The 22,631-nt window shown below is 65.3% G+C and carries 23 protein-coding genes and 1 tRNA gene; 13 read left to right on the top strand and 11 right to left on the bottom strand.

The window, feature by feature from the left end:
* Positions 1 to 43 precede the first annotated feature (43 nt).
* Both YWC_RS0113840 and ispB read right to left on the bottom strand, forming a co-directional pair.
* Positions 44 to 120, bottom strand: a tRNA-Pro gene (locus YWC_RS0113840).
* Positions 121 to 172: 52 nt separating this feature from the next.
* On the bottom strand, positions 173 to 1,159 hold the full coding sequence (gene ispB, locus YWC_RS0113835) for an octaprenyl diphosphate synthase (RefSeq protein ID WP_027865918.1): 987 nt from the start codon (positions 1,157 to 1,159) through the stop codon (positions 173 to 175).
* Positions 1,160 to 1,439: 280 nt separating this feature from the next.
* On the opposite strand from ispB, the gene rplU reads away from it, so the two are divergent.
* The 6 genes from rplU (at position 1,440) to YWC_RS0113805 (ending at position 5,213) form a co-directional block, all read left to right on the top strand.
* Complete coding sequence (gene rplU / locus YWC_RS32085; RefSeq protein ID WP_027865917.1) at positions 1,440 to 1,751, top strand: 50S ribosomal protein L21; 312 nt, start codon at positions 1,440 to 1,442, stop codon at positions 1,749 to 1,751.
* Positions 1,752 to 1,793: 42 nt separating this feature from the next.
* Positions 1,794 to 2,066, top strand: coding sequence for a 50S ribosomal protein L27 (gene rpmA / locus YWC_RS0113825; protein WP_027865916.1), 273 nt, complete (start codon positions 1,794 to 1,796; stop codon positions 2,064 to 2,066).
* A gap of 106 nt (positions 2,067 to 2,172) precedes the next feature.
* Complete coding sequence (gene obgE, locus YWC_RS0113820) at positions 2,173 to 3,285, top strand: GTPase ObgE (protein WP_027865915.1); 1,113 nt, start codon at positions 2,173 to 2,175, stop codon at positions 3,283 to 3,285.
* 7 nt (positions 3,286 to 3,292) lie between these two features.
* Entirely contained in the window at positions 3,293 to 3,697 is a 405-nt protein-coding gene (locus tag YWC_RS0113815) for a hypothetical protein (protein ID WP_229413100.1), read from the top strand.
* Positions 3,694 to 4,824 carry a glutamate 5-kinase gene (gene proB, locus YWC_RS0113810; RefSeq protein WP_036214371.1) on the top strand — a complete coding sequence of 377 codons (1,131 nt, stop codon included), beginning with the start codon at positions 3,694 to 3,696 and terminating at the stop codon, positions 4,822 to 4,824. The genes YWC_RS0113815 and proB overlap by 4 nt, the downstream gene beginning before the upstream one ends.
* A gap of 26 nt (positions 4,825 to 4,850) precedes the next feature.
* Entirely contained in the window at positions 4,851 to 5,213 is a 363-nt protein-coding gene (locus tag YWC_RS0113805) for a nuclear transport factor 2 family protein (RefSeq protein WP_027865912.1), read from the top strand.
* Here YWC_RS0113805 and nth read toward each other — a convergent pair.
* Together nth and rsxB are read right to left on the bottom strand one after the other, a co-directional pair.
* The gene (nth, locus tag YWC_RS0113800; RefSeq protein WP_027865911.1) at positions 5,210 to 5,902 is read right to left on the bottom strand and encodes an endonuclease III; all 693 of its coding nucleotides are present in this window, start codon (positions 5,900 to 5,902) and stop codon (positions 5,210 to 5,212) included. The two genes, YWC_RS0113805 and nth, sit on opposite strands and share 4 nt — an antisense overlap.
* 9 nt (positions 5,903 to 5,911) lie before the next feature.
* Positions 5,912 to 6,625 (bottom strand): electron transport complex subunit RsxB, encoded by a 714-nt coding sequence (gene rsxB / locus YWC_RS0113795; protein WP_229413099.1) that lies wholly within the window; start codon positions 6,623 to 6,625, stop codon positions 5,912 to 5,914.
* 125 nt (positions 6,626 to 6,750) lie between these two features.
* On the opposite strand from rsxB, the gene YWC_RS0113790 reads away from it, so the two are divergent.
* Positions 6,751 to 7,083 carry an RcnB family protein gene (locus YWC_RS0113790; RefSeq protein ID WP_027865909.1) on the top strand — a complete coding sequence of 111 codons (333 nt, stop codon included), beginning with the start codon at positions 6,751 to 6,753 and terminating at the stop codon, positions 7,081 to 7,083.
* 220 nt (positions 7,084 to 7,303) lie between these two features.
* Here the strand turns inward: YWC_RS0113790 and YWC_RS0113785 are convergent, their stop codons facing one another.
* From YWC_RS0113785 to YWC_RS29350, 5 genes are all read right to left on the bottom strand, one after another.
* Positions 7,304 to 8,539, bottom strand: a complete 1,236-nt coding sequence (locus YWC_RS0113785; protein WP_027865908.1) for a polyhydroxyalkanoate depolymerase — start codon at positions 8,537 to 8,539, stop codon at positions 7,304 to 7,306.
* A 290-nt stretch (positions 8,540 to 8,829) separates the two neighbouring features.
* The gene (locus YWC_RS0113780) at positions 8,830 to 9,927 is read right to left on the bottom strand and encodes an NAD(P)/FAD-dependent oxidoreductase (RefSeq protein ID WP_036214367.1); all 1,098 of its coding nucleotides are present in this window, start codon (positions 9,925 to 9,927) and stop codon (positions 8,830 to 8,832) included.
* A gap of 121 nt (positions 9,928 to 10,048) precedes the next feature.
* Positions 10,049 to 10,372, bottom strand: coding sequence for a ferredoxin FdxA (gene fdxA, locus YWC_RS0113775; RefSeq protein WP_027865906.1), 324 nt, complete (start codon positions 10,370 to 10,372; stop codon positions 10,049 to 10,051).
* A gap of 183 nt (positions 10,373 to 10,555) precedes the next feature.
* The gene (locus tag YWC_RS0113770) at positions 10,556 to 10,831 is read right to left on the bottom strand and encodes a protealysin inhibitor emfourin (RefSeq protein WP_027865905.1); all 276 of its coding nucleotides are present in this window, start codon (positions 10,829 to 10,831) and stop codon (positions 10,556 to 10,558) included.
* Positions 10,828 to 12,318, bottom strand: a complete 1,491-nt coding sequence (locus YWC_RS29350) for a gluzincin family metallopeptidase (protein WP_051306450.1) — start codon at positions 12,316 to 12,318, stop codon at positions 10,828 to 10,830. Before YWC_RS29350 ends, YWC_RS0113770 begins: the two co-directional genes overlap by 4 nt.
* A 183-nt stretch (positions 12,319 to 12,501) precedes the next feature.
* Here YWC_RS29350 and YWC_RS0113760 point away from each other — a divergent pair, with 183 nt between their 5' ends.
* Positions 12,502 to 12,783: a polyhydroxyalkanoic acid system family protein gene (locus YWC_RS0113760; RefSeq protein ID WP_027865904.1), complete on the top strand. Its 282-nt coding sequence runs from the start codon at positions 12,502 to 12,504 to the stop codon at positions 12,781 to 12,783.
* A 47-nt stretch (positions 12,784 to 12,830) separates the two neighbouring features.
* Here the strand turns inward: YWC_RS0113760 and YWC_RS0113755 are convergent, their stop codons facing one another.
* Positions 12,831 to 13,085 carry an acyl-CoA-binding protein gene (locus tag YWC_RS0113755; protein WP_027865903.1) on the bottom strand — a complete coding sequence of 85 codons (255 nt, stop codon included), beginning with the start codon at positions 13,083 to 13,085 and terminating at the stop codon, positions 12,831 to 12,833.
* 228 nt (positions 13,086 to 13,313) lie between these two features.
* Positions 13,314 to 13,670 (bottom strand): FKBP-type peptidyl-prolyl cis-trans isomerase, encoded by a 357-nt coding sequence (locus YWC_RS0113750; protein WP_027865902.1) that lies wholly within the window; start codon positions 13,668 to 13,670, stop codon positions 13,314 to 13,316.
* Between the two features lie 181 nt (positions 13,671 to 13,851).
* On the opposite strand from YWC_RS0113750, the gene YWC_RS0113745 reads away from it, so the two are divergent.
* The 5 genes from YWC_RS0113745 to YWC_RS0113725 all read left to right on the top strand — a co-directional run bounded on the left by YWC_RS0113745 (position 13,852) and on the right by YWC_RS0113725 (position 22,443).
* Positions 13,852 to 14,661, top strand: a complete 810-nt coding sequence (locus YWC_RS0113745) for an EI24 domain-containing protein (RefSeq protein WP_027865901.1) — start codon at positions 13,852 to 13,854, stop codon at positions 14,659 to 14,661.
* A gap of 12 nt (positions 14,662 to 14,673) precedes the next feature.
* Positions 14,674 to 15,459 (top strand): competence/damage-inducible protein A, encoded by a 786-nt coding sequence (locus YWC_RS0113740; RefSeq protein ID WP_027865900.1) that lies wholly within the window; start codon positions 14,674 to 14,676, stop codon positions 15,457 to 15,459.
* Positions 15,460 to 15,796: 337 nt separating this feature from the next.
* The gene (locus tag YWC_RS0113735) at positions 15,797 to 18,988 is read left to right on the top strand and encodes a transglycosylase domain-containing protein (protein ID WP_169728117.1); all 3,192 of its coding nucleotides are present in this window, start codon (positions 15,797 to 15,799) and stop codon (positions 18,986 to 18,988) included.
* Positions 18,989 to 19,041: 53 nt separating this feature from the next.
* A complete protein-coding gene (locus YWC_RS0113730) occupies positions 19,042 to 20,415 on the top strand; it encodes a TAXI family TRAP transporter solute-binding subunit (RefSeq protein ID WP_027865898.1) in 1,374 nt (457 codons plus the stop codon).
* A 72-nt stretch (positions 20,416 to 20,487) separates the two neighbouring features.
* Complete coding sequence (locus YWC_RS0113725; RefSeq protein WP_027865897.1) at positions 20,488 to 22,443, top strand: CocE/NonD family hydrolase; 1,956 nt, start codon at positions 20,488 to 20,490, stop codon at positions 22,441 to 22,443.
* Positions 22,444 to 22,631: the final 188 nt, after the last annotated feature.

Genomic DNA, 22,631 nt, shown 5'->3' with positions numbered 1-22,631 from the left:
AAGCCAGATCAGCTAATGCTGGATCTGGCTTTTTCAAATTCGGTGGTCGGGGTGAGAGGATTCGAACCTCCGGCCTCTACGTCCCGAACGTAGCGCTCTACCGGGCTAAGCTACACCCCGACTGTTTGAGACTTCGTTACCGAAATCTCGGGAAGGCATTACTATATTCGGCTCAATGGTTCCTGTCAACAGCGAAACTGCAGAGCTGCTGCAGGCTCGCCTTGTAGACGCTTTCCGGCAGGCCAGAGATTGCCTCGGCCGCGCGGCGCGCAGCCTGTTCCGCCTGCTGGCGGGTGTAGTCCAGTGCGCCGCTCGAGGTCACCGCCGCCAGCACCGCTTCGAACTGTGCTTCGTCGCCATGCTCGATGCAGCTGCGCACCAGCTGGCGCTGTTCCGGCGTACCGTTTTCCATCAGCCAGATCAGCGGCAGGGTGGGCTTGCCTTCGCGCAGGTCGTCGCCCAGGTTCTTGCCGATCTCGGCGGCGTCGCCGGCGTAGTCCAGCACGTCGTCGATCAGCTGGAACGCCGTGCCCAGCGAGCGGCCGTATTCGCCGGCCGCGGCGATCTGCTCGTCATCGGCGCCGCCCACCAGGGCGCCCAGCTCGGCGGCCGCCTCGAACAGCTTGGCGGTCTTGGAACGGATCACCTTCAGGTAGCTTTCATGCGTCACGTCCGGATCGTGCATGTTCAGCAGTTGCAGCACTTCGCCTTCGGCGATCACGGTGGTGGCGCGCGACAGGATGCTCATCACGCGCATGTTGTCGAGGCTGGTCATCATCTCGAACGAGCGCGAGTACAGGTAGTCGCCCACCAGCACCGAGGCGGCGTTGCCGAACAGGGCGTTGGCGGTCTGGCGCCCGCGGCGCATCGAGGATTCGTCGACCACGTCGTCGTGCAGCAGGGTCGCGGTGTGGATGAATTCGACCACTGCCGCCAGCTCGTGGTGGGCGGTTCCACGATAGCCGTAGGCATTGGCCAGCAGCAGCACCAGCACCGGCCGGATCCGCTTGCCGCCCGCGCTGATGATGTACTCGGCGATCTGGTTCACCAGGCTCACTTCCGACTGCAGTCGCTGTCGGATCACCGCGTTCACGGCCTCCATGTCGGTGGCGATCGATTGGGCGATGGTGTTCTGGGCGTGTTGGGTAGCAGCTGACAAGGCGAACCTGCAATAAACGGTGAGTATTTGGTTAAGTGCCGAGATTATACGTCATGCAAGGGAAGGGCGTCCCACGGATGGCTTATCACTCTCCAGGGCGAGCGAAAGTCCGGCTGAAACTTGGCATTGTGCTACGACGGCAACACCATCCGGAGCGAATCGTCAAGGCCTTTTGACGCGCTGCAGCGAGTTATGTATAATCCCCTGTTCCCCGGCTTCCGAACAGTCCAGCGTCTCGACGCCGGTGGGAATCTTTTAAACATTTGATGAGGTTTCAATCATGTACGCGGTCATAAAAACCGGTGGCAAGCAATATAAAGTTGTCGCTGGCGAAAAACTCAAAGTAGAACAGATACCTGCTGACATTGGTTCCGAACTCACCATCGATCAAGTTCTCGCGCTCGGCGCGGGCGACAGCATCAAGTTTGGTGCTCCGCTGGTCGAAGGTGCCTCGGTCCTGGTGAAAGTTGTTTCCCACGGTCGCCACGACAAGGTCCGCATTTTCAAGATGCGCCGTCGTAAGCACTACCAGAAGCGTCAGGGCCATCGCCAGAACTTCACCGAAATCCAGGTGGTGTCGATCAACGGCTAATCCCGTTCGATTCACCAAGTTCATTCATCAAGGAGCAAATAAATGGCACACAAAAAAGGTGGCGGTACTACCCGCAACGGCCGTGACTCAGAAAGCAAGCGCCTCGGCGTGAAAGTCTACGGCGGCCAGGCGATCAACGCCGGCGGCATCATCATCCGTCAACGCGGCACCCCGGTGCGCGCAGGCACCAACGTCGGCACCGGCAAGGATCACACCCTGTTCGCGCTGGTCGACGGTACCGTCAAGTTCGTCAAGCAAGGCGTGGGCTCGAAGCAGTTCGTGACCGTCGTTGCCAACGAAGCAGTCGCTGCTTAAGTAGTTACTCGCGCCGCTCGACGCGGCGCTTCTTTGCAAGGCGCAAGCCTTCCATCGAAAGGCTCTGCCCACGGTAGGGCCTTTTTAGTTTTTATCGGTCATCATCATGAAGTTTATCGACGAAGCAAGAATTGAAGTCATCGCCGGCGACGGCGGCAACGGGTGTGCCTCGTTCCGCCGCGAGAAGTTCCGCCCATTTGGCGGCCCGGACGGCGGCGACGGCGGCAAGGGCGGCTCGATCTACGTGGTGGCCGACCGTAACATCAACACCCTGGTGGACTTCCGCTATTCGAAGACCCATCACGCCCGCAACGGCGAACCGGGCCGCGGCTCGGACTGCTACGGCAAGGGCGCCGAAGACGTCTACATGCGCATGCCGGTCGGCACGCTGATCGTGGACGACGTCAACGGCGAGATCGTTGCCGACCTGACCGAGCACGGCCAGACCGAACTGCTGGCCAAGGGCGGCGAGGGCGGCTGGGGCAATATCCACTTCAAGACCTCGACCAACCGCGCGCCGCGCCAGAAGACCGAAGGCAAGGCCGGCGAGCGCCGCACCCTGCGCCTGGAGCTGAAGGTGCTGGCCGACGTGGGCCTGCTGGGCATGCCGAACGCCGGCAAGTCGACCTTCATCACCGCCGTCTCGAACGCCAAGCCGAAGATCGCCGACTACCCGTTCACCACCCTGCACCCGAACCTGGGCGTGGTGCGCGTGTCGCACGAGAAGAGCTTCGTCATCGCCGACATCCCGGGCCTGATCGAAGGCGCGGCCGAAGGCGCGGGCCTGGGCCACCAGTTCCTGCGCCACCTGGCGCGCACCGGCCTGCTGCTGCACATCGTCGACCTGTCGGGCTTCGACGAGAAAGTCGATGCGGTCAAGGAAGCCAAGGCCCTGGTCAAGGAGCTGGAAAAGTACGACGAAGAGCTGCTGAACAAGCCGCGCTGGCTGGTGCTGAACAAGCTCGACGTGGTCGATGAAGCCGAGCGCAAGAAGCGCGTCAAGGACTTCGTCAAGCGCATGGCCTGGAAAGGGCCGGTGTTCGAGATCTCGGCACTGAATCGCGAAGGCTGCCAGGACCTGGTCAACGCGATCTACCTGCACCTGGAAGAGAAGCGCACCAGCGATCAACGCGCCGAAGAAACCACCATGACCGAGGAAGCGCGCGGCATCAATTCGATCGACCCGGACGATCCGCGTTTCAAGATCCAGGAAGACTAAGTTGCCTGTGGCAGCAGTGACTCGCAGCTGGCTGCGCAGCCAACTGTTGCAGCTCGTCGCCACCGCCAGTTCGCTGGCGGCGCTGGCGGCCATGCTCGATCCCGACCGTATCGCGTCGGCGATGGGCATCTTTCTCGTCGGCGTGAACGGCTACAGCCAGTTCTACGCCATCTACGTGGGCATGCGCCTCGCTACCGCGATGCTGGCGCTGCTGGCATCGAGACAGGGCGACCAGCCCCTCCTCGTCGACCTCACCGCATTGTTCCTCCTGGCCCAGCCGGCCGGGCGCCTCGTCGCCGCTTTCGCGATCGGGTTGCCGAAGGGGGTATTATTAGCAGTCTGCGCGGTCGAGTTGTTGGCAGGACTTTCCCTGCTGGCCTTACGGCCGCGAGGAAAATTCCTGTCACCATGACTTCAACCCACCACTCAGCGCTCCAGCAAGCCTCCCGCATCATCGTCAAGGTCGGTTCCTCGCTCGTCACAGACGAGGGCAGGGGTCTCGACCATACCGCCATCGCCCGCTGGGCGGCCCAGATCGCCGCGCTGCGCGGCCTGGGCAAGGACGTCGTGCTCGTGTCCTCGGGCGCCATCGCCGAAGGCATGCTGCGCCTCGGTTTTACCTCACGCCCGACCGACATCCACGAACTGCAGGCCTGCGCCGCCGTGGGCCAGATGGGCCTGGCGCAGATCTACGAAACCAGCTTCCACACCCACGGCGTCAAGACCGCCCAGGTGCTGCTCACCCACGCCGATCTGGCCGACCGCGAACGCTACCTGAACGCGCGCTCGACGCTCACCACCCTGCTGCGCCTGGGCGTGGTCCCGATCATCAACGAGAACGATACGGTCGTCACCGACGAAATCAAGTTCGGCGACAACGACACCCTGGGCGCGCTGGTGGCCAATTTGATCGAGGCCGATGCGCTGGTGATCCTGACCGACCAGCGCGGCCTGTTCTCCGCCGATCCGCGCAAGGACCCGGGCGCGCACCTGATCGGGGAAGCGCAGGCGGGCGATCCGCAACTGGAAGCGATGGCAGGCGGGGCGGGCTCGAGCATCGGGCGCGGCGGCATGCTGACCAAGGTGCTGGCCGCCAGGCGTGCGGCGCGCTCGGGCGCCCACACCATCATCGCCTGGGGCCGTGAAGAAGACGTGCTGGTGCGCCTGGCCGGCGGCGAGATGATCGGCACCCAGCTCACCGCGCCTACCGGCCGCCTGACCGCACGGCGTCAGTGGATGATCGACCACCTGCACACCACCGGCGAAGTCGTGATCGATGCCGGCGCCGCCCAGAAGCTGACCCGGGAAGGCAAGTCGCTGCTGCCGATCGGCGTGGTCGCGGTGCGCGGCGAGTTCGGGCGCGGCCAGGTGATCACCTGCATCGACGAGGCGGGCAAGCCGCTGGCGCGCGGACTGACCAACTACACCAGCAGCGAAGTGCGGCGCATCATGCGCCATTCGTCGGCGGAGATCGAACGCATCCTGGGCTATGTCGAGGGGCCGGAACTGGTCCACCGCGACAACCTGGTGCTGCTGTAGGCGCTGTTTTCCTGATGAATGAACGCATGAAACCGACTTCTCCCCTCGCTGTCGTCCAGGCGCAGCTCGACGCCTACAACGCCAAGGACCTCGACGCCCTGATGGCCACCTATGCGCCGGATGCGCAGCAGTTCGCGCTGCATGGCGCCCTGCTGGCCCAGGGCCATGAACAGATCCGCCCGCGCTACCAGGAGCGCTTTGCCGAACCCGAGCTGCATGCGCGCCTCCTGAACCGCTCGGTCCTCGGCAACTTCGTCACCGACCTCGAGATCGTGACCCGCAACTTCCCGGAAGGCCGCGGCACGGTGGAGATGCTCTGCGTGTATGAAGTGGCCGACGGGCGCATCGTGCGCGCCTCGTTCGCCACCGGCGAGAAGCGCCTCGGCTAGCCGAGTTCGGCGGCCTGGCTGGCCAGGTCGGCCGCCGGATCCATCACCCCGGCGGGCGCCGGCGTCTTGTCCTTGAACTCGCACAGGTCCTTGATCAGGCAGTTCCAGCACCTTGGTTTACGGGCCACGCAGGTGTAGCGGCCGTGCAGGATCAGCCAGTGATGCGCGTCAATCAGGAAGTCCTTCGGCACGAACTTGAGCAGCTTCTGCTCGACGATGTCGACGTTCTTGCCCGGCGCGATTTTTGTGCGGTTCGATACCCGGAAGATGTGGGTGTCGACCGCCATGGTCGGCTCGCCGAACGCGGTATTGAGCACCACGTTGGCGGTCTTGCGGCCCACGCCGGGCAGGGCTTCCAGCGCCTCGCGCGCGCGCGGCACTTCGCCGCCATGCTGCTCCACCAAAATCCGGCAGGTCGCCATGACATTCGCGGCCTTGGTGTTGTACAGGCCGATGGTCGAGATATAGGACTTGAGTTCGTCCAGCCCCAGGTCGAGGATGGCCTGCGGGGTGTTGGCCACCGGGTAGAGGCGGCGCGTGGCCTTGTTGACGCCGACGTCGGTCGACTGCGCCGACAGCAGCACCGCGATCAGGAGTTCGAAGGGAGTAGTGAATTCGAGCTCGGTGGTCGGCTTGGGGTTGGCTGCGCGAAAGCGCGTGAATATTTCTAATCTTTTCGCGGGATTCATCGGTTTTGCTTACTTTTGGTCCGGTGGCGCATCGGGCACATTCGCGGCTGCCTTCTGGCGCGCCCGCTCCATCGCGGCCGCAATGATGGCGCGCTTGCGTTCCTTTTCCGCCAGTTCTTCCGGCGTGTTGGTCACCTCCGCCGTCACCGCGCGCATCTTTTCCAGCGCCTTGGCGGCCAGGCGCGCATCGTTTTCTTCTTTTTCGCGGCGCAGGCGCTCGCTGCGGAAGTCGTGGCGGCTTCGTGCCGCATCGGCGGCTTCCTGCGACCAGGCGTCCCAGCCGGTGCGCTCCCCCGTCACCGGGACCATCGAGATGCAGTCGACCGGGCAGGGCGCCACGCACAGGTCGCAGCCGGTGCACAGGCTCGGCAGGATGCTGTGCATCTGCTTGGCCGCGCCCATGATCGCATCGACCGGGCAGGCCTGGATGCACAAGGTGCAGCCGATGCAGAGCGACTCGTCGATGAAGGCGACCGGGCGCGGGCGCTCGATGCCGTTGGCGGGGTTGATCGGGATGACCGGCCGGCCCGTGACGCTGGACAGGCGCCGGACGCCCTCGATGCCGCCGGGCGGACACTGGTTGATCTCGGCTTCGCCGCGCGCGATCGCTTCCGCATACGGACGGCATGCGGGATAGCCGCACTTGGTGCATTGCGTCTGCGGCAACGCGTCTTCGATCAGGTCGGCGAGGGTCTTGGTCACGGCGCGAAGGTGAACGGTCAAAGCCGACATTATCCGCCAAAACCAGGGGCGATGCGAAGTTGGCATGGCCTTCTCCGTGCTGGAGCGAACAGACTGCCGGGTTCGTGCATGATGTACTGGAGCCTCGACGCTGAAGAGGAGCTCACATGAACAAACTCATCGTACCGGCGCTCGTCGCCGCGGTGCTGGCCGGTGGCGCCGCGGCCCAGGCGCACCAGCGCGGCGAACAGGAAGCGCGCGCGCAAGCGAAGCAGGCCGCCAGGCCGGGGCCTTACCGCAGCGTGGAGGCCAGCGGCCAGCTCAAGCGCGGCGAGCAGCTGCCGCCACGCTACCGGACCCATCACTTCGTGGTGGAGAACTGGAAGGCGCATCGCCTCACCGAACCGCCGCCGGGGCACCAGTGGGTGCAGGCGGGGAACGATTATGTGCTGGTGGCGATCGCGACCGGGGTGGTGCAGGAGGTGCTGGTAGGGCGGTGAACGCAGGCGCTATCGCTATTCACCGAAAATTGGGTTCCCGCCTTCGCGGGAACGACGGGTTAAGGGATGTGGCCAAAGGTCATCGCTATTAATACCCCGAACCTTGACACCGTCATGCGCGCCGCTGGCGCCCATGACTTCCCGCGCAGGCGGGAATCCAAGTTCGCACTGCAGTCGATAGCCAAAACAACATGCCGGAGCAAGCTTCGGCATTTTCACATCAAGCATGCGCCCGAATGAACTCCCCGATCTTCGGGCAGATGATCTCGCGCCAGCGGCGGCCCGAGAAGATGCCGTAGTGGCCACATTTGGGCGCCACGAACTCCTGGTGCATGTTCTTCGGGATGCCGGTGCACAGGTCGTGCGCGGCGCGGGTCTGGCCCAGGCCGGAAATGTCGTCCAGCTCGCCCTCGACGGTGAACAGGGCCACCGTCTTGATGTCCTGCGGGCGCACCAGCTGGCCGCCGACTTCCCAGGTGCCCTTCGGCAGGCGGTGTTCCTGGAACACGGTCTTGATGGTCTCGAGGTAGTACTCGGCCGGCATGTCGAGCACGGCGTTGTATTCGTCGTAGAACTGGCGGTGCGCCTCGGCCGAGTCGTCGTCGCCGCGTACCAGGTGCTGGTAGAACTCGCGGTGGCTCTGGGCGTGGCGGCCCGGGTTCATCGCGATGAAGCCGGCGTGCTGCAGGAAGCCCGGATAGACCTTGCGGCCGAAGCCCGGGTAGTTGCCCGGCACCGAGTAGATCACGGTGTTCTCGAACCAGGAGAAGGGCTTCTCCACCGCCAGGTCGTTGACCGCGGTCGGCGACTTGCGCGGGTCGATCGGGCCGCCCATCATGGTCATGGTCTTCGGCAGCTTCGGGTCCTGGTTGGTGGCCATCAGCGAGATCGCGGCCAGCACCGGCACGGTCGGCTGGCACACCGAGATCACGTGTACGTCCGGGCCGAGGTGGCGAATGAAGTCCTGGACGTAGTAGATGTAGTCGTCGAGGTGGAAGGGGCCGCTCGACAAGGGCACCATGCGCGCGTCGATCCAGTCGGTGATGTAGACGTCATGCTCGACCAGCAGGGCGCGCACGGTGTCGCGCAGCAGGGTGGCGTGGTGACCCGACAGGGGCGCGACGACCAGCACGGTGGGCTGCTCCAGCGCGGCGAATTCCTTGTCGCTCAGGTCTTTCTTGAAATGGATGAGCTTGCAGAACGGCTTTTCGACGCTCGTGCGCTCGATGATGCCGACGTCGGCACCCTTGATGGGTACGGTCTTGATGCCGAATGCCGGCTTTTCGTAGTCCTTCCCGAGGCGGTACATCAACTCGTAGCCGGCGGCGATACGCTGCGAGAACGGGGTGTGCGCGAACGGCGAAACGGGGTTCGAGAACAGTTTGGAGGACGCATCTGCCCACTGCATCAGCGGGGTCAGGAAGGAGCGTTGCATCTCGTGCAGTTGGTAAAGCATAAATAATTCCTTCGGATGGACTAGGCGTCGCAATCGTTTGCGCATGCTCTCAGTCAATTATAGGGGATAGTGATTTACTTGTGGAAACAGTCGTTTTCACATCCCTTGTGCATAGTCCAGTTGTAGCATATTTGCGCAATACTACTCGGTGAAGCGCCCCACATAAGCAGGTAGGCCCTGTCCGACAAGGCCTTTCCGTTGTTTGCCCCTAACTGAACGCAGGCTGATGCAGCAATGAAAAATGCCGCCGGGCTTGCGCCGAGCGGCATTTTTTTACCAGAAGGTAAAGCTTAGTCGAACACGGGAGTCTCGACGCCGAGGATCTTGTGCAGCTTCGGCGAGGTGGTCGTGTACTGCATATGGATCTTCTTGTCCGGGAAGATGTAGGGCGCGGCGCCGAAGGCGGCCAGCGCGGCTTCGTGGAAGCCCGACAGGATCAGCTTCTTCTTGCCCGGATAGGTGTTGATGTCGCCCACGGCGAAGATGCCCGGCACGTTGGTCTCGAACTTCTCGGTGTCCATGACCTTGAGCTGCTTGCGCTCGATGTCCAGGCCCCATTCGGCGATCGGGCCCAGCTTCGGCGACAGGCCGAAGAACACCAGCAGCATGTCCAGCGGGACGCGGCGGGTGACACCGTCGGCGCCGGTGACCTTCACTTCGCTCAGCTTGCCGTCCGTTTCATCGAAGCCGGTGACCTGGCCGGTGATCAGCTGCATCTCGTATTCGTCGCACAGGGCCTTCATCTTGGCCACCGATGCCGGAGCGGCGCGGAAGTCTTCGCGGCGGTGCAGCAGCACGACCGACTCGGCCTTGCCGACGAAGTTCAGGGCCCAGTCCAGCGCGGAGTCGCCGCCGCCGCAGATGACCAGGTTCTTGCCTTCGAACAGAGCCGGATCCTTGACGCGGTAGAACAGCTGGCTGTTCTCGAACTTCTCGATGCCGTCGACCTTCATGGTGCGCGCCTGGAACGAGCCGACGCCGGCAGCGATGAAGATGGTCTTGGTGATGAAGCGGGTGCCGGTCGAGGTCTCGACGTTGAAGCGGCTGTCTTCGCGGCGCTGGACGGTGGTGACTTCCTGGCCCAGGTGGAAGGTCGGCTCGAACGGCTCGATCTGCTTGAGCAGGTTGTCGGTCAGTTCCTGGCCGGTGCACACCGGCACGGCCGGGATGTCGTAGATCGGCTTGTCCGGGTACAGTTCCACGCACTGGCCGCCGACGGCCGGCAGCGAATCGATGACGTGGGCCTTGATTTCGAGGAGGCCGAGTTCGAAGACCTGGAACAGGCCGACCGGACCGGCGCCGATGATCACGGCATCGGCTTCGATCGCGCCGGCGAACGAGCTGTTGGGAGCGATGGCGCCCGCTTCGTGGGAGGCACTGATAGTCATGCTGGAACTTTCTGTGAATTTAGCTGAAATGCGTGGGTATGGACAGGACGTGGCCGCTAGTGTGCCATGATTGACGAACCGGTGCAGACGGCGGCCCCGGGCGGGGCCGCGTCGGTCATGGTCAGCGGGCCAGCTGGTCCAGCTTGTCCTTGACGTCTTTCCACTCTTCCGCGTCTGGCAGGGCCGGCTTGGTCTTGGTGATCGACGGCCAGAAACGCGCCAGGTCCGCGTTCAGCTTGATGAATTGCTGCTGGTCCGACGGCACGTCTTCTTCCGCGTAGATCGCGTTCACCGGGCACTCGGCCACGCAGACGGCGCAGTCGATGCATTCGTCAGGATCGATGGCGAGGAAATTCGGGCCTTCCCGGAAACAATCTACCGGGCATACATCGACGCAGTCGGTATAGCGACAACGGATGCACGATTCGGTGACAACGTGGGTCATAACAGTCCTATTAGTTGGTCTAGTGTCGCGGCGCCGGGCGCTGAATCGGCCGACGGGACTTGCAAAGCACTGTATTTTAGGGCAATTCGGGTTTTCCTACAAATTAGGCTTATACACAATATATATAAGCAAATGTGGCCGGTGATGGCGCACCCGAGGACGCCACCACCGGCCGGTCACGCGTCATGCGCTGCTCCGCAGGCGGTCGAGCAGGGCCTGCCAGTCGCCGCCGCTGCCGTCCTCGCGCAGGAACACGGTGTGGCAGCGCGGCCCGTCCTCGACCGTGATCTCCCAGCGCGGCAGGTCGGCCCCGAGCGGGCAGCTGGGCGTCGCCGAGAAGAAGTCGAGCCGCTGCAGGAGCTCTTCGAACTCGCCGCCGACCGGATGAAAGGCGGTGTCGAGGTCGTAGGCTTCGGCCAGCCCGGCGAAGCCGCCGCAGGCGCGCGCGCTGATCTTCATGCGGACACCGGCACCACCGCCGCGCTGGGGGCGACGCATTCGCCGAGCCGGCCGTTGGAGGCGCACCAGCGCGCCAGCGCCTGGGACTCGCTGGCGAGCACCCGGTCCACCCGGTAGTACTCGGGCAGGTTCATGGTGCCGCAGCAGGAACGGCGGTCCTGGCGCGCGCCCGGCTTGTCGCAGACCTTGGGCGCCAGCGGAGTGCACATCGGCTCGACCATGGCGGCTTCGTCGGGCTGCTCGACCACGTCGCGGCGCGCGAACTGGTTGCGGATGAAGCCCGCGTAGGCGGCCGGCTTGCCGTCTTCGTCCACCAGGCGCAACATCTCGTTGACCACGTCGACATAGGTGGCGGCGCTGTCGGGCGCGCCGATCAGGGCACGCAGCAGCAGACCGCGCAGGTAGGCCGCAACCCGGTGCAGCACGGCGGCGCAGTCGTCGTGCGTGGGGTTGCGCTCGTAGGCGAACATGTCGGCCAGCACGTCGTACATGGCGCCGGTGAAGACCTGCGAGATCGCGTGCACCTGGGTGCCGGCCTGACCCAGCGTGAGGTCGTTGTCGGCATCGCGCAGGCCCGTGCTGCCGCCCAGCGCCATCCCGAACTGTTCGGCGATGTCTGCCAGGTAGGTCTTGTCGTGCAGGTGGGCCTTGGTCTGGGCCACCACCGCCTCGCACTGGTCGAGCTGGGACAGGGCCAGGAAGATCGCGGTGAGGTCGCCGAAGGCTTCGTGCAGGCCGCCGGTCTGCGGCGGGGCGTCGGCCTGCAGCCATTGCGGCTTGAGGCCGTCGAGCACGGCGTGCGCGGTTTCGTGGGCCACGATGTCGAAGGAGCGGCAGGTGTACACGCGCGCCGCTTCCCCGCCTTCGACGCCGTTGGGAAGGAAATCGCCGAACTTCAGGCAGCCCTGGGTGCGGCTGTAGAAGGCGTTCATCACGTTCGGCAGGCCGTAGGGATAGACCGCCAGCGGGCGCGTGTCCATGCTGGTGTTCCACTGCCAGGGCAGGGGCATGTCGAGGCCGGCGGCGAGCATCGAGCGCTGGTACATGGTCAGCGTCTGCCGCACCACGGCAAAGGTGTGCACCGCGTCGAACTGCGGGGTGTCGGGCTGGGTGACGAAGTCGCCGAAGGCATTCGGCTCGACCGGGTCGATGCCTGGCGCGCCGGGAGCGATGCGGGCGTCGCGCGGGCCGGCCAGCACCGGGCCGGGCAGGTAGGCGCGGCGGGTGCCGATCTCGCCCACCGAGGGGTCCTGCTTCCACATCAGCACGCGCGCGCCGAACGCATGCGGCAGCGGCGGCGCCTCGAGCTCTTCTTCCTCGCGGGCGGCGTCCATCTTCGGGTCGCCGGATGGCTCGGCGGGCTGCTCGAGCAGCTTGGCGAGGCGGTGCTGTTGCTGGTAGGGGGCGCTGGGCGTGGGGGTGAAGCGGACCGGCGGCTGGTCACGGGACGTGTCCAGTTCGTCCGGCAAGAGGGCACCTGGTTCCATGACGGCTCCTTGCGAAATGTCGGGCGGCATCTCCATGGTCGCGCGCCGGGCGGCGCGGATATTGACAAGAGTCAATTGATTTGGATCGGGACCCGAAACGCTCAGCAGACTGGCCGACTCGGCCGTCTGCTGGCATCATGGCGGACTTTTCTTGCAACGAATTCAGTAGAAGGATGACCCAGCATGTCGGAAATTAGCATCGTCCAGGAACATAACCTGAGCCCGCAAGAGGCGCGCGAGGCCGCCCAGCAGGTGGCGCAGCGGATCGCCACGGAGTATGGCCTGGCGTGCAAGTGGGATGGCGACGTGCTGCGCTTCGAGCGCAGCGGCGTGGAAGGCGCGCTCAGCCTGGAAGGCCAGCGGGCGGCGATGCGGATCCGCCTGGGATTCTTCATGGGCGCATTCGCCCCGGCCATCGAGGCCAAGGTGACGGAGAAGATGCGCAAGGTGTTCGTGCCTGCCTGAACGGCGGGGTAGACAACGGCCGCCGTTCGGGCGGCCGTGGGGGCTGGTCAGCCCTTCAGTTCTTCGATCAGGTCGATGTACTGCTGCATTGCGTCGTCCTGCGAGGTGCCCTTCAGGGCGGCCCAGGCGTCGTACTTGGCGCGGTTGACGAAATCGGTCATGCCCGGGCGCTCGCCGCTGACGTCGCCGTTCGCGCCCTGCTTGTACAGCGCGTAAATCTTCAGCAAGGTGATGTTGTCCGGGCGTTCCGGCAGATTCTTGGATTCGGCCTGGGCCTGGGCGAACTGTTCCTGCAAGCTCATGAATACTCCTGTGTTGGTTGCGTTGGCAATGTGGTAAGACAGAAGGGAATCTTAGCGCAGGAGGGGCGCGTTTACCGCCAAACGGGGCGAACTTTAGAGGGGATGCTCGGGGTGGTAGGGTGGTCGGCTCTGCCGACCGCGCGTTCAACCAGCGCGTGCGTAGACACAGCGCGTCTGTTCATCCGTGATTTGAACGCGCGGACGGCGAAGCCGTCCACCCTACGAGTCTTAGACAGCCAGCAGCTCGACGTCGAAGATCAGCGTCGCGTTCGGCGGAATCACGCCGCCGGCGCCGCGCGCGCCGTAGCCCAGGCTGGCCGGGATGGTCAGGCGGCGCTGGCCGCCGACCTTCATGCCCTGCACGCCTTCGTCCCAGCCGCGGATCACGTGGCCGGCGCCCAGCGCGAACTGGAACGGGTCGTTGCGGTCCTTGCTCGAATCGAACTTGGCGCCCTGGCTGCCGTCGTCGTTGCGCAGCCAGCCGGTGTAGTGGACGGTGACGTACTGGCCGGCTTTCGCCTCGTCGCCGCTGCCGACGACGGTGTCTTCGTATTGCAGGCCGGAATCAGTGGTATTGGTGGACATGGTTTTCCCTGTTGTTCAAGTTGAACGGCGATTGTAGTGCATCGTCCCCGGCCGCGCCAAACGCCAGCCCACCGGTCTCCTGCGCGCATTTGCGTAGAATGGCGATATTGAACTCAGAACAAGGAGCCACGATGCCGCCTCGCTGCCCGCCCGTTGTCCATCCGACCCGCAAGGCCCGCCCATGAAGGGCGTCGGCACCGCCTACCGGCGCGCGCTGCGCGCCCAGTTCTCGCGCCGGATGCTGATGCTGTCGGGCGCCCCGCTGGTGCTGTCGCTGCTGCTGTGGGGCGCGCTGCTGTGGACCGGCCTGCAGCCGCTGCTGGACTGGCTGCAGGGGACCTTCGCGGACTACGGCTGGTTCCAGACCAGCGGCAACATGCTGGCCATGCTCGGCCTGGGCATGCTCAAGGTGATGGTGGTGCCGCTGCTGGCGATCGCGCTGCTGCTGCCCCTCATGATCGGATCTGCGCTGCTGTTCATGGGCGTGATCGCGATGCCGGCGATCGAGCGCCACGTCGGCAACAAGCAGTACCCCAAGCTGGAGCGCAAGGAAGGCGGTTCCTTCGTCGGCAGCGTCGCCATCAACCTCGGCAGCACCGCGGTGTTCGCGGTACTGTGGCTGTTCACGCTGCCGCTGTATGCGGTGCCGCCGCTGGCCTGGCTGGTGCAGGCCTGCCTGTGGGCCTGGGTGACCTCGCGCGTGATGAGCTACGACGCGCTGGCCGCGCATGCCAGCCGCGAGGAGCGGCACGAACTGATGCGGCGCCACCGCGGCGCGCTGTTGGGCATCGGCTTCGCATCCGGCCTGGCCGGCGCCTTGCCCGGCATCGCCTGGATGGGCGGGGCGCTGCTCTCGATCGTGCTGTTTCCCATCCTGGCCATGCTGTCGCTGTGGCTGTACATCATGATCTTCCTGTTCGCCGGGCTGTGGTTCCAGTATTTCTGCCTGGGGGCGCTGGAAGACATGCGCGCCGGCGCGGTAACGGCTTGAAAGGAGAACTCCATGGCATTCGGCCTGATCATCATCGGTGACGAGATCCTGTCCGGCAGGCGCCAGGACAAGCATTTTTCGAAAGTGGTGGAGCTGCTCGGCGCGCGCGGCCTGCAGCTGGCCTGGGCGGAGTTCGTGGGCGACGATCCAGGCCGCCTGACGGACCTGCTGCGGCGCAGCTTTGCCGGCGGGGACTTCGTGTTTTCCTGCGGCGGCATCGGCGCCACGCCCGACGACCACACGCGCCAGTGCGCGGCCGCGGCGCTCGGCCTGCCCCTGGTGCTGCATCCGGAAGGGCGCCTGAACATCGAGGAGCGCATTCGCGAGACCGCGCGCGAGGCGGGCCTGGAAGCGGACCTGGGGGCGCCCGACAACCTGCAGCGCCTGAAGATGGCCGAGTTCCCACAGGGAGCAGCCCTGATTCCGAATCCCTACAACCGCATCGCCGGGTTCAGTGTGCGCGACCACCACTTCGTCCCCGGCTTCCCGGTCATGGCCTGGCCCATGATCGAATGGGTGCTCGACAGCCATTATTCGCATTTATTTCACGCCAGTGTCCACCTGGAACGCTCGCTGATCGTTTATGAACAAGCGGAGGCCTCGCTGACCCCGCTGATGGAGGCGCTGGAACGCAATCATCCCGGGCTGCGGGTGTTCAGCCTGCCCAGCGTGGGCGACGCACACACCCGGCGCCACATCGAGCTGGGCGTGAAGGGCGCGCCTGCGCAAGTGGAGCCCGCCTTCCTTGCCATGCAGGCCGAACTGCAGAGCCGCGGGGCTGAATTCCAGTGTTTGTAGGACTGCATGCCGTCCTGATAACTCAGCCGTTGTTTTTTTGCGAAAATACATCGCGCGCATCAAAATTGTTAAACGGCTCTCGCGCGGTTCGTGTTGATGTGGTGGAATGATACCTGTGGAGGTGCAATCCTGAGTGAGTTTGCACCGCGCATTTTTGCAGACTGACGAGGACCCAATCACTCGAACACAACAGGGCAAGGATGGCGGGCAGGTTGCAGGGATTGAGCACGAATTGATTCGAACCAGTTGAGCCATCATGGAAAGTATTCGCCGCATCGAGCGGCCCAGTAATGTCATACGCGCGTTAGGCGAGTGGCTGCGGCGAACTGCCCAGGCCATGGCCGGCGGCGCTCCCGTACTCGCGTCCGCGGGCGGTAACGATGTTCCCCTGTACGAAGCCTATCCGCACCTGGCGGCAGGCGGCGGTGCGCCCGGCAGCGCGCCCTTGCCGCCGCCCGAAGGGCCGCAAGGCGCCCCCGAAGGATCGCCCGAGCCGGCGCCGCGCAAGCGCCGCTGGAAGCCCTGGTTCTACCTTGCCCTCCTGATCCTGCTGGTGCTGCTGGGCGGCTGGGGCGCGCTCGAGATACGCAGCTCGCGCCTGCAGGCGAAGATCTTCGCCGAGATGGCCGACGACCTGAGCTACCGCATGGAGAAGGGGCCGAGCCCCGCGATCCGCTTCCCGGCCGCCAGCCCCTTCGACACCCGCCTGGGCTATGCCGGCATGCCGGCCTACCTGGAAAAGCTGCAGTCGCGCGGTTACCACATCGAGGCCCAGGCCCGCATGTCGCCCAGGATGGTCGAATTCGCCGACCGCGGCCTGTACGCCACCTACCACGAGAAGACCAAGGTCGGCCTCGAGATCCTCGACTGCCGCGCGCAGCCGCTGTTCGCCTCGCGCTTCCCGGAACGCTTCTACCACAAGTTCGAGGACGCGCCTTCGCTGCTGGTGCAAAGCCTGCTGTTCATCGAGAACCGCGAGCTGCTCGACCCGGCCTACCCGCACCGCAACCCGGCGGTCGAATGGGACCGCTTTTCGAAAGCGGTGTTCGACAAGACCCTGAGCAGCGTCGGCCTGGGCGGCGGCGGGCGCGTCGCCGGCGGCTCCACGCTCGCGACCCAGATCGAGAAGTACCGCCATTCGCCGGAAGGGCGTACCGGTTCGCTGCAGGACAAGATGATCCAGATGGCCTCGGCCACGCTGCGCGCCTACCAGGACGGCGAAGACACCACCAGGGCGCGGCGCCAGATCGTGCTCGATTACCTGAACACCGTGCCGCTGTCGGCCAAGCCGGGCTACGGCGAAGTCAACGGCATCGGCGACGGCATGTGGGTCTGGTACGGACGCGACTTCGACAAGACCAGCGCCATGCTGCGCGGCCCGATGAACAGCCAGGATGCCGTCACCGCCTACAAGGAAGCGCTGTCGCTGATGATCGCGCAGCGCCGCCCGGCCTACTACCTGGGCGCCGGCGAGCATGACCTCGAAACCCTCACCAACAGCCACCTGCGCGTGCTGGCGCAGGCCGGCGTGATCTCGCCGCAGCTGCGCGACGCCGCGCTGAAAGTGGCGCTGCATCCGGCCCAGGGCTCGGGAGTGGCCCCGCCGGGCGCCGACGCCTTCGTCTCGCGCAAGGCCGCCAACGCGGTGCGCAACCACCTCGGTTACCTGGTGGGCGACTCGCGCCTGTACAACCTCGACCGCCTCGACCTGTCGGTGGTCTCCACCCTCGATGCAGGGGTGCAGCAGGCCGTCACCGACGTGCTGCGCAAGCTGTCCGACGCCGAACACGCGAAAGAAGCCGGCCTGACCGGCAAGGGCATGCTCGGCAACGGCGACCCGGCCCAGGTGGTGTACAGCTTCACCCTGATGGAGCGCGGCGAGCACGTGAACTACCTGCGGGTCCAGACCGATAACTACGACCAGCCGCTCGACATCAACGAAGGCGCCAAGCTCGATCTGGGCTCCACCGCCAAGCTGCGCACCCTGGTGACCTACCTCGACATCGTCGACCAGCTGCACAAGCGTTTCGAGCCGATGGACGAGATCGGCCTGATGGGCGTGGAAGTCGACGCCAAGGACCGCATGTCGCAATGGGCGCTGGAATACTTCCGCACGCTGCCGCGCGGCGCCGACCGCGGCCTCAAGCCGATGCTGGCGGCGGCGATGGAGCGCAAGTACTCGGCCAATCCGGGCGAATCCTTCTTCACCGGCGGCGGCCTGCACACCTTCGGCAACTTCAGCAAGCTGGACAACAGCAAGATCATGACGGTCACCGAAGCGCTGCGCAGTTCGACCAACCTGGTCTTCGTGCGCATGATGCGCGACGTGGTGCGCTACTACATGTTCCAGCTGCCGGGCTCCTCGGCCCAGCTGCTGGCCGATGCCGACGACCCGCGCCGCCAGATGTACCTGGCGCGCTTCGCCGACAACGAGGGCAAGGTGTTCCTGGCCAAGTTCTGGAACAAGTACAAGGGCAAGACCCCGCAAGAGGTCGAAGCGCTGCTGTTCTCGGGCGTGCGTCCGCTGGCCTCGAAACTGGCCGCGGCCCACCGCACCGTGTTCCCGGGCGCCACGATGGCGCAGTTCGGCAACTTCATCGACAAATCGCTGCCGGATTCGCACGACATGGATCCGGACCGCATTCCGAAGATGTACGAGATGTACGATCCGAAGAACATGACGCTGGCCGACCGCGGCTACGTGGCTTCAGTGCATCCGCTCGAGCTGTGGCTGGCGGGCTACCTGATCACCCACCCGAAGGCCGGCTGGACCGAAGTGACCAACGCCAGCGTCAAGGAACGCCAGGAAGTCTATTCCTGGCTGTTCAAGACCCACCGCAAGCATGCCCAGGACAAGCGCATCGCCGGGCTGATCGAGGTCGAGGCCTTCCTGAAGATCCATGCGCAGTGGAAGAAGATGGGCTACCCGTTCGATTCGCTGGTGCCGTCCTACGCGACCACGCTGGGCGCCTCGGCCGACCGTCCGGCCTCGCTGGCCGAACTGATGGGCATCATCGTCAACGGCGGCGTGCGTAAACCTGTCGAGCGCATCGACTCGCTGCACTTCGCCAAGGACACCCCGTACGAGACCCTGGTCAAGCGCACCAAGGGCGGCGGCAAGGAGCAGGTGCTGGCGCCGGAAGTGGCGCGCGTGGTTGCGGACGCGATCCAGGGCGTGGTCACCGACGGCACCGCCAAGCGCGTCAAGACCTCCTTCGTCCAGTCCGACGGCAGCGTGATCGCCGTGGGCGGCAAGACCGGCACCGGCGACCAGCGCTTCGAGACCTATGCCAGGGGCGGGCGCGTGATCGAATCGCGCTTCGTGAACCGCTCGGCGACCTTTGTCTTCAACATCGGCGAGCGCTACTTCGGCAGCATGACCGCCTACGTGCACGGCCCGCAGTCCGGCAACTATGACTTCACCAGCGCGCTGCCGGTGCAGCTGCTGTCCAACCTGGCGCCGAGCCTGATGCCGATGATCGAGCCGCCTGCGGGCAGCATCGCCGCCCAGCGCCAGTGCGTCCGTTGAACGGGCAGTCTGGCACATCCGGTGAGGTAAAGCGTGGCGCGCTCAAACGCGCCATGACGCGGGTGCGGCAGTTCAGCATCGTGTCCCTGCGCGACCTGCTGGTCGCCAGCGGGCCGACCCTGCTGGCGGTGGTCGCGGTCGCCGTGCTGGCCTATATCTGGGTCGACCCGGCGCCGCCGCGCCAATTCTCAATGGCCACCGGCCAGTTCAACAGCGCCTACCAGGAATTCGGCCGCCAGTACGCCGCCCGGCTGGCGCGCGACGAGATCGAGCTGAGCCTCCAGCCTTCGCTGGGCTCCTACGAGAACCTGCAGCGCCTCATCGAGGGCAAGGTGGACGTGGCCTTCGTGCAAAGCGGCTCCACCGAGAACGGACAGGCCGAGCCTCAGGTGGACACGACGGGCCTGGTGTCGCTGGGCAGCCTGTTCACCGAACCGGTGTGGCTGTTCCTGCGCGAAGGCGCCAAGGTCACCCACCTGACCGACCTGAAGGGAAAACGCATCAACCTTGGGCCGGAAGGCACCGGCGTGCCGCGCCTGTTCCGCCAGGTGCTGGACGCGAACGGCATTGCACCGAGCGAACTGCAGATCGGCGCGCTGGAGAACACGCCGGCCACGGTGGAGCTGCTGGCCGGGAAGATCGACGGCCTGGTGTTCAGCTCCGCGCCGGAAGCGCCCCTGATCCAGATGCTGCTGCAGACCCCGGGCATCCGGCTGTTCAACTTCAGCCAGGCCGACGCCTACACGCGCCGCCTGCCTTTCCTCACGCACGTGGTGCTGCCGCGCGGGATCGTCGACCTCGGGCGCGACATCCCGGCCCAGGACTACCACCTGATCGCCCCCACCGCTACCCTGGTGGCGAGGGAGGACCTGCACCCGGCTCTGGTGGGCATCTTGGTGAAGTCGGCCGGCGAGATCCACGGCAAGGCGGGCTGGTTCCAGCAGCAGGGCCAGTTCCCCTCGCCGAAGTACACCGAGATTCCGGTGGCGCGCGAAGCGGAGCGCTATTACCGCGATGGCCCGCCTTTCTTGCAGCGCTACCTGCGCTTCTGGCTCGCCAACCTGTTCGAACGCCTGTGGGTGGTCGCGGTGGCGCTGGCGGCGCTCCTGATCCCGCTGTCGAAGATCGTCCCGCCGATCTATGTGTGGCGGGTGCGTTCGCGCGTGTACCGCTGGTACGGCGAACTGCGCAAGGTGGAACAGGAGCTGGAAGGCGAACGCGAAGTGAGCGCGCCTGACGAGCGGGAGGCCGCGCGCGAAGGCTTGCTGCTGCGCCTCGACGACATCGAGGAGCGCGTCAACCACATCTCGATCCCGCTTGCCTACGCGGAAGAGCTGTACCGCCTGCGCAGCCACATCAATTTCGTGCGCGAGCGGGTGCGCGGCACCATCGACCGGCATGGGTTGGCCGTGCCCCAGCCACGGTGATCGTGCAGGAATAGCAATTCTCAAAGGAAACGGATTACACTGGCGTTCCTTGTCCCGAATTCGAAAGAAGCCATGATCCGTCGTCCCTTGTCCGCCCTCGCATTGGGCGTGATGCTGGCCTGCAGCGCAAGCGCGCAGGCCAGCAGCCAGGCCGCAGCACATGCCGATGCACCGGCACAAAAGCGCAACCCGCGCGAGGCCTACACCAAGTACGAATACCGCATCCCGATGCGCGACGGCATCAAGCTGTTCACCACCGTGTACGTGCCGAAGGACAGCTCGAAACCCTATCCCTTCCTGATGCAGCGCACGCCCTACAGCGCGGGCGTCTACGCGCAGGGCGAGCAGCGCTACGGCGTGGACTGGTTCCCCGAGGCGCTCAGCCCCTCGCGCGAGCTGGAGGACTCCGGCTACATCTTCGTGACCCAGGACGTGCGCGGCCGCTACATGTCGGAAGGCAGCTGGCAGGAGATGACGCCGCATGCCAAGGCCAAGCGCGCCAAAGGGGAGGGCCAGGAAAGCGAGGACATGCACGACACCGTCGAATGGCTGCTCAAGCACGTCCCGAACAACAACGGCCGGGTCGGCATCTGGGGCATCAGCTACCCGGGCTTCTACACGGCGGCCAGCATCATCGACTCGCACCCGGCCATCAAGGCCGCTTCGCCGCAGGCGCCGATCGCCGACCTGTACATGGGCGACGACTCCTACCATGGCGGCGCCTTCATGCTGTCGGCGAACTTCGATTTTTATTCGTCCTTCCTGCCGCAGCAGAACCCGACCACGGGCAACAAGGAGCGTTCGCGCTTCGCCTACGGCGAGGCCGATGCCTACGACTTCTTCCTGAAGCGCCTGACGATGGAGAACATCCTCGCCACCATGAGCGCCGAGCAGCGCGAGCTGCTCGAGCCGACCATCGTGCACGACACCTACGACGAATTCTGGCGCTCGCGCGCCATCACCCCGCACATGAAGAACGTCAAGGCGGCGGTGCTGACGGTGGGCGGCTGGTTCGATGCGGAAGACCCGGCCGGGCCGTTCGCGATCTACAAGGCGGTCGGCAAATACAATCCCGGCACGCCGAACGCGCTGGTGATGGGACCCTGGGTGCACGGCGGCTGGGCGCGCAGCGACGGCGCGCGCCTCGGCCACGTGAATTTCGACGCCAAGACCAGCGAATACTTCCGCCGCGAGATCCAGTTCCCCTTCTTCGAGCAGCACCTGAAGGGCGTGAAGCCGGCGCGCGCCTTGCCCGCCGTGACGGCCTTCGAGACCGGCACCAACGTCTGGCGCAGCTACGCCGCCTGGCCGCCGGCGCCCGCCAGGGCGCGCACCCTGTACTTCGGCCCGAGCGGCACGCTGGGCTGGCAGCAGCCGGCCGCTTCAAGCGCCGGCTACGACGAATACGTGGCCGACCCGAAGAAGCCGGTCCCCTTCATCGGCTACCCGGCCACGGGCGTGCCGCGCGAGTACATGGTGTCGGACCAGCGCTTCGCCGCCACCCGTCTCGACGTGCTGGTGTACCAGAGCGAGGTGCTGGAAGAAGACGTGACGGTGGTCGGTTCCGTGGTGCCGAAGCTGTTCGTGTCGACCACCGGCACGGATGCCGACTGGGTGGTCAAGCTGATCGACGTCTACCCGAGCGAGTACCCGACCCCGGCCGTCGAACGCAAGGGCAACGACGTCGCGCCGCCGAGCCTGAACCTGGGCGGCTACCAGCAGCTGGTGCGCGGCAATCCGCTGCGCGGCAAGTTCCGCAACAGCTTCGAGAAGCCCGAACCTTTCACCCCGGGCAAGCAGGAAGCGATCAGCTTCGACATCGGCGAGGTGAACCACACCTTCCGACGCGGCCACCGCATCATGGTGCAGGTGCAGAGCTCGTGGTTCCCGCTGGTCGACCTGAACCCGCAGACCTTCACCCACATCCCGAAGGCCAAGCCGGAAGATTTCAAGAAGGCGACCCAGCGTGTCTACCGCGCGCCGGGCGCGGCGTCGGGCCTGCAGTTGATGGTGATGCCGGCGCAGTGAGTTTTTCGTAGGGTGGGCAAGTTTCTTGCCCACGCGGTGATAGCTGACAGCAAGATCATCCGGTACGAGAGCGGAGCCGTAAACGATCACCGCGTGGGCGGGAGACCCGCCCACCCTTGTATTATCCAACCTGAGCTTATTACTCACCCGAGGGGCACTTCGGGTCCGAGCAGTTGGATGCCGCGCCC

The organism is Massilia alkalitolerans DSM 17462, assembly GCF_000427785.1.
Taxonomy (GTDB): Bacteria; Pseudomonadota; Gammaproteobacteria; order Burkholderiales; family Burkholderiaceae_D; genus Telluria; species Telluria alkalitolerans.
The sequence above is the reverse complement of the archived record's forward strand: the minus strand, read 5'-3'. Positions and strand labels throughout refer to the sequence as shown.

Excerpts from the sequence above, each read along its gene's own strand:
- YWC_RS0113785 (WP_027865908.1), bottom strand. The coding sequence starts at position 8,539 with ATGCTTTACCAACTGCACGAGATGCAACGCTCCTTCCTGACCCCGCTG.
- YWC_RS0113750 (WP_027865902.1), bottom strand. The coding sequence starts at position 13,670 with ATGTCCACCAATACCACTGATTCCGGCCTGCAATACGAAGACACCGTC.
- rpmA (WP_027865916.1), top strand. The coding sequence starts at position 1,794 with ATGGCACACAAAAAAGGTGGCGGTACTACCCGCAACGGCCGTGACTCA.
- nth (WP_027865911.1), bottom strand. The coding sequence starts at position 5,902 with ATGAATCCCGCGAAAAGATTAGAAATATTCACGCGCTTTCGCGCAGCC.
- YWC_RS0113780 (WP_036214367.1), bottom strand. The coding sequence starts at position 9,927 with ATGACTATCAGTGCCTCCCACGAAGCGGGCGCCATCGCTCCCAACAGC.
- YWC_RS0113725 (WP_027865897.1), top strand. The coding sequence starts at position 20,488 with ATGATCCGTCGTCCCTTGTCCGCCCTCGCATTGGGCGTGATGCTGGCC.
- YWC_RS0113755 (WP_027865903.1), bottom strand. The coding sequence starts at position 13,085 with ATGAGCTTGCAGGAACAGTTCGCCCAGGCCCAGGCCGAATCCAAGAAT.
- obgE (WP_027865915.1), top strand. The coding sequence starts at position 2,173 with ATGAAGTTTATCGACGAAGCAAGAATTGAAGTCATCGCCGGCGACGGC.
- YWC_RS0113745 (WP_027865901.1), top strand. The coding sequence starts at position 13,852 with ATGAAGGGCGTCGGCACCGCCTACCGGCGCGCGCTGCGCGCCCAGTTC.
- YWC_RS0113790 (WP_027865909.1), top strand. The coding sequence starts at position 6,751 with ATGAACAAACTCATCGTACCGGCGCTCGTCGCCGCGGTGCTGGCCGGT.
- YWC_RS0113730 (WP_027865898.1), top strand. The coding sequence starts at position 19,042 with ATGACGCGGGTGCGGCAGTTCAGCATCGTGTCCCTGCGCGACCTGCTG.
- proB (WP_036214371.1), top strand. The coding sequence starts at position 3,694 with ATGACTTCAACCCACCACTCAGCGCTCCAGCAAGCCTCCCGCATCATC.
- rplU (WP_027865917.1), top strand. The coding sequence starts at position 1,440 with ATGTACGCGGTCATAAAAACCGGTGGCAAGCAATATAAAGTTGTCGCT.
- YWC_RS0113740 (WP_027865900.1), top strand. The coding sequence starts at position 14,674 with ATGGCATTCGGCCTGATCATCATCGGTGACGAGATCCTGTCCGGCAGG.
- YWC_RS0113770 (WP_027865905.1), bottom strand. The coding sequence starts at position 10,831 with ATGAAGATCAGCGCGCGCGCCTGCGGCGGCTTCGCCGGGCTGGCCGAA.
- YWC_RS0113735 (WP_169728117.1), top strand. The coding sequence starts at position 15,797 with ATGGCCGGCGGCGCTCCCGTACTCGCGTCCGCGGGCGGTAACGATGTT.
- YWC_RS0113805 (WP_027865912.1), top strand. The coding sequence starts at position 4,851 with ATGAAACCGACTTCTCCCCTCGCTGTCGTCCAGGCGCAGCTCGACGCC.
- YWC_RS0113760 (WP_027865904.1), top strand. The coding sequence starts at position 12,502 with ATGTCGGAAATTAGCATCGTCCAGGAACATAACCTGAGCCCGCAAGAG.
- fdxA (WP_027865906.1), bottom strand. The coding sequence starts at position 10,372 with ATGACCCACGTTGTCACCGAATCGTGCATCCGTTGTCGCTATACCGAC.
- YWC_RS29350 (WP_051306450.1), bottom strand. The coding sequence starts at position 12,318 with ATGGAACCAGGTGCCCTCTTGCCGGACGAACTGGACACGTCCCGTGAC.